General features: G+C 69.9%; 5 protein-coding genes. 1 reads left to right on the top strand and 4 read right to left on the bottom strand.

The genetic code is table 11. The features are described from left to right. Positions 1–227: 227 nt before the first annotated feature. Together ACVNF4_RS32370 and ACVNF4_RS32375 are read right to left on the bottom strand one after the other, a co-directional pair. Positions 228–860, bottom strand: a complete 633-nt coding sequence (locus ACVNF4_RS32370; protein WP_461806445.1) for a hypothetical protein — start codon at positions 858–860, stop codon at positions 228–230. Between the two features lie 60 nt (positions 861–920). Next, a complete protein-coding gene (locus ACVNF4_RS32375) occupies positions 921–1,328 on the bottom strand; it encodes a hypothetical protein (RefSeq protein WP_461806446.1) in 408 nt (135 codons plus the stop codon). A gap of 303 nt (positions 1,329–1,631) precedes the next feature. Between ACVNF4_RS32375 and ACVNF4_RS32380 the strand changes: the two genes are divergently transcribed. Then, a complete protein-coding gene (locus ACVNF4_RS32380; RefSeq protein WP_461806447.1) occupies positions 1,632–3,377 on the top strand; it encodes a cellulase family glycosylhydrolase in 1,746 nt (581 codons plus the stop codon). A gap of 4 nt (positions 3,378–3,381) precedes the next feature. On the opposite strand, the gene ACVNF4_RS32385 is transcribed toward ACVNF4_RS32380, so the two are convergent. Next, a complete protein-coding gene (locus tag ACVNF4_RS32385) occupies positions 3,382–4,362 on the bottom strand; it encodes a LacI family DNA-binding transcriptional regulator (RefSeq protein WP_461806449.1) in 981 nt (326 codons plus the stop codon). Positions 4,363–4,599: 237 nt separating this feature from the next. Beyond that, a partial coding sequence (locus tag ACVNF4_RS32390; protein WP_461806448.1) for an RICIN domain-containing protein occupies positions 4,600–5,008 on the bottom strand: 409 nt, incomplete at its 5' end.

Raw genomic sequence — 5,008 nt, forward strand, 5'->3', positions numbered from 1 at the left:
GCCGTCGACGCGGCGCCGCCCGAGGAGCAGGAGGCCAGCAGGCCGCACAGCACGGCGGCGGCTGCGGGCAGCGCGGCACGGGACGCGGCACGGGAGAGGCGGCGCGGGTTCATGAGCGGGGTCCTTGCGGGTCGGTCCGGGGAGGGGTGCCCGGCCCCGCGACACGGAGGGGGAGTCATCGTCGCGGGGCCGGGCGGTCTGTGAGCGGTGAGGTCACCGAGGTGACGTCAGCGCCAGACGTTGTACGTGCCGTAGTCCCTGACCTTGAGGTCGGCGCTCCACTTGCCGTACTCGAAGCCGCCGTCCCACCAGAACCGCTTGAAGCCCGAGCCGTCGTTGCAGGTGGTGCCGTCGGTGCGGAAGGCACCGACGTAGTCACCCTGGGTCCAGCGGCGCTCCACCACCTGGATGGGCTGGGCGTACTGCCCGGGGCCCAGGTTCGTGGTGAAGGTGAACGAGGTGCTCGTGGAGCCGCTGCGGCCGTAGGAGGGGGTGACCTCGACGAGCTTGTTGACGAACGGGATGGGGACCTCGACCGAGAGGTTGATCGACGCGGACCAGCCCGTCGTCTTGGTCTGACCCCAGGCGTAGGAGCAGCCGGGGACGTTGGTCGGGCAGCGGAACGTCGGTCCGCGCCAGACCCAGTCCTGCCAGGTGTTCGGGGCCTGCGTCTGGGACTTCGCCCAGGTGGTGTCGCCGGTGCGGTAGCTGGCGCCGTCGTCCTTGAAGCACCAGGTCTGCGCGGAGGCGTTGCCGGCGGAGGCGAGCAGGACCAGCGGGACGAGGCCGACGCCCATCGCGGACGCCAGCATGCGACGGCGCGACTTGCGCGGGGTCTCGGTCTTCTCGGGGGAAAGCACTTTTGTATCTCCTTGAGCGGATTGGGCCGAACGAGCGAGGTGGGGGTGCGGCGGGGTGCGTCAGCCCTGGTAGAGGTTCAAGGTCCAGTACTGGTACGCGTCGGGGGTCTGCCAGTTGGGGTGCAGGTCGTTGACCTTCGACCAGCCCTCGCAGTTGCCGGCGCTGTAGCCCGTGGTGAAGACCGAGTCGTGGTTGGCGAAGTGCACGTCCGCGTAGGCGGTCTCACGGCCCGGCGCGGTGCCGATCAGGCAGCGGGTCCAGGAGTGGCCGTTCGGCTCTATCACCTGGAGGCGGACGCTGTGGACGTTGTGCGTCTGGTTGTTGATCTGCACGCATCCGGTGAGCGGCGGGGAGGAGCAGATGGGGGTGCTGGCGCTGGCGACTCCGGTGGCCAGGGTCAGCGACCCGGCGGCCAGGGCGGCGACGGCCAGGGCGCCGGTGAGCGTCTTGCGGGGTGAACGGGACACGGCCCCGCTCCCTTCTGTTCTGTCAGGTCGGGCTCAGTCCTGATCAACTCTCGCGGCGGACCAGTTGTCCGGCTACCTGACCGGAAGGTCCAAACAACTCCGCCCCCGGCCGAGCCGGAAACCGGCCTCGAAGGGTGATCGTCGAAGCGCATCGACACCCCGCATCCACCCCCACACCTTGTCAATCACCATGACAGAAGAAACTTTCCTGGCTTTCAGCATCTTGTTTCGCGCGAAACACGTCGTTACCTTCACCCTTTAGTGAAGCGCTTCGACACGACCGACCGAGAGTAAGGACAGCACGTGAACCCCGCACTGTTCCGAGGGCACCTCGCACACGGCCCCCGCAGACTCATCGGTCTGCTGACGGCCCTGGGCCTCCTGCTCGGCCTCGCCGTCGGCACGGCGACCGCCGCCCCCGACAGCAGGCAACCGGTCCGGGTCCCGGCCCGCGCCATGGACGCCGTCGCCGCGATGCAGCCGAGCTGGAACCTGGGCAACACCCTCGACGCCATCCCGGACGAAACGTCCTGGGGCAACCCGAAGGCCACCAGGGAGCTGTTCCACGCGATCCGCGCGGAGGGCTACCGCAGCGTCCGTATCCCGGTGACGTGGACGGACCACCAGTCCGCGACCGCGCCGTACACGATCGACGCGGCGTTCATGGCCCGCGTGAAGCAGGTCACCGACTGGGCGCTGGCCGAAGGTCTGTACGTCCTGCTGAACGTGCACCACGACTCGTGGCAGTGGGTCAACAAGATGCCCGCTGACCACGACGGCGTCCTGGCCCGCTTCTCCTCCAGCTGGACCCAGATAGCCGCCGCGTTCCGCGACGAGCCGCGCACCGTGCTCTTCGAGAGCATCAACGAGCCGCAGTTCGACAACGCCACGGCCGCGCGGAAGGCCGAGCTCCTGGACGAGCTGAACGTCGCCTTCCACAAGATCGTCCGCGCCTCGGGCGGCGGGAACGCCACCCGGCTGCTGATGCTGCCCACCGAGGGCTGCACCCCGAGCCAGGAGCTGATGGACAACCTGTCCCGCACGATCGGCAAGCTGAACGACCGCAATCTGATCGCCACCGTGCACTACTACAGCTGGTACCCCTTCAGCGTGAACGTCGCCGGCGGCACCCTCTACGACGCCGCAGCGCAGAACGACCTGGACGACGCGTTCGCCCGCATGCGTGACACATTCACCTCCAAGGGCGTCCCGGTCTACCTCGGCGAGTACGGCCTGCTGGGCTGGCCCGACTACAACCACCCCTCCCGCGTGGAGCACGGCGAGGCCCTGAAGTACTACGAGCACCTCTCGTACGCGGCCCGCTCCGCCAAGGTCACCACCGCCCTGTGGGACCCCTTCGCCTACCTGGACCGCGCCAGCCTGAAGTGGCGTGACCAGGGCCTGATGGACCTGATCAAGTCGAGCTGGACGACCCGCTCCGGCACCGCGTCCTTCGACAAGATCTACGTCCCGAAGTCGTCCCCGGTCTCGGCCAAGGGGCTCACCCTGAACCTGAACGGCACCCAGTTCAAGGGCCTGTGGCACGGTTCCACCAAGCTCGTCGAGGGCCGTGACTACAACCGCTTCGACCAGCGGATCGTCCTCACCGCCGAGGCGCTGACGCGGCTGGTCGGCGACCGCTCCTACGGCGTCAACGCGACGCTCCAGGCCCGGTTCTCACACGGGGTGCCGTGGCAGATCGACATCGTCACCAACGACACCGCGGTGCTGTCCGGCGCGACCGGCTCGGGCGACTCGTTCGCCGTCCCCACCCGCTACCAGGGTGAGGAGCTGGCGACGATGGAGGCCCGCTACCCCGACGGCTCCAACGCTGGGCCGACGAGCTGGACGCCGTACCAGGAGTTCAACAAGGCGTTCACGCCGGACTACGCGAAGGGCACGATCGTCCTCACCCCCGAGTTCGTCTCGTCCATGCGCGAAGGTGAACTCATCACGCTGACCTTCCACTTCTACAGCGGCACGAAGGTCTCGTACCACGTCAAGAAGTCGGGCGGCACGGTCACCGGTACGCCCGTGACCTTCTCCTGACGGGTCACTCCCCCTTCGGGGGCGCGGTGCTCTCCCGGACCGTGAGGGTGGTGGCGATCTCCAGCCCGGTCCGGGGGACCTCCTCACCCCGGCCCAGTGCCAGGGCGAGTTCGGTGGCCGCCACCGCCATCTCGGCGAGCGGCTGGTGGACGGTCGTCAGCGGCGGGTCCATCCAGGCCGTCGCCGGGACGTCGTCGAAGCCGACGACGCTGAGGTCGTGCGGGATGCGCAGGCCCAGCTCCCGCGCGGCCTGGTAGACGCCGAGGGCCTGCATGTCGTTGGCGGTGAACACGGCGGTCGGCCGCTCGGGCCCGGACAGCAGGTCCCGGGCGGCGGCGAGGCCGTGTTCACTCGTCAGCCGCGTCTTCACCACCAGGCCGGGGTCGAAGGCCAGGCCGGCTTCCGTGAGGGCCGAGGTGTAGCCGGACAGCCGGGCCAGACAGAACGGGTGGTCGGGGCCGCTCACCATGGCGATACGGCGGTGCCCGAGGCCGATCAGATGGCGGGTGGCGGTCTGTCCGCCGCGCCAGTTCGTGGCGCCCACGAACGGGACGTCCTCGGGGAGTTCGTCCACCGGGTCGAGGACGACGAAGGGGATGCCCTTCGCCGTGAGCTGTTCGCGTTCCGCCTCGGAGAGCTGCGCCACCGACAGCACGCAGTGGGGACGCCGGCCGACCGTGTCGTCGAGGGCGGACCCCTCGGTGTCGTGGAGCCCGAACTCCGAGACGAGGACACCGGCCCCGTTCCTGCGGGCCACCCGCTCGACACCCCGGATGACCTCCACCGCCCACATGCTCGCCATCTCCCGGAACACCAGCTCCACGAGGTTGCTGCGGTTCTTCGGGGGCCTGCGGTAGCCGTACTGGTGGATCAGCCGCTCGACCCGGGCCCGGGTCTCGTCCGACACCCCGGAGCGGCCGTTGAGGACCTTCGACACCGTGGGCACCGAGACACCGGCCGACTCGGCGATGTACGCGATCGTCACCGACGCGGGTCCCCCGCCGCCCGTCCGCGCCCCGCCCTCGGAAGACCGTCCCTCTGTCTCGTCCGGCACGCTCGCCTGCCCCCTCCACGCCTGGTCCCCGCCATTCTGGCATCTGCGGGGAGGGGGACGGCGACGCCGGGTCGGGCGAACCCCGGGCAGAACCACCGGAGTTCACCGGGCACCCGGGTACGGCCGCTGTCGCCGCCCCGGCGCCCCATGAGCCGGATCGTGTTTCCGTCAGTCGCGGGTCCACCGCTGGCCGGCGCGGCCGTCGCAGGTCCACAGGACCAGTGTCGTGCCCTCGCCGGTGGCGCTGCCGGCGGTGTCGAGGCAGCGGCCGGCGTGGACGTTGCGGAGGGTGCCGTCGGAGCCGGTGGTCCACTTCTGGTTGTCCTGGCCGTTGCAGGACCAGGTGATGACGCGGGTGCCGTCGGTGGTGCCCTGGTCGTACGCGTCGAGGCACTTGTCGCCGAAGACCCGGACCTCACCGCCGACCCAACTGGTCCACTGCCGGTCGGCGGCCGTCTCGCAGCCCCGGATCGCGGCGGCGGCGCCGTTCGCGGTGGAGGAGCCGGCGAAGTGACTCGGGTGAGGGCGGCGGCTGGAACAGGGCGGCGGCGCTGACACCGAACATCTCCTCCAGCAC

Source organism: Streptomyces sp. S6 (assembly GCF_054880855.1).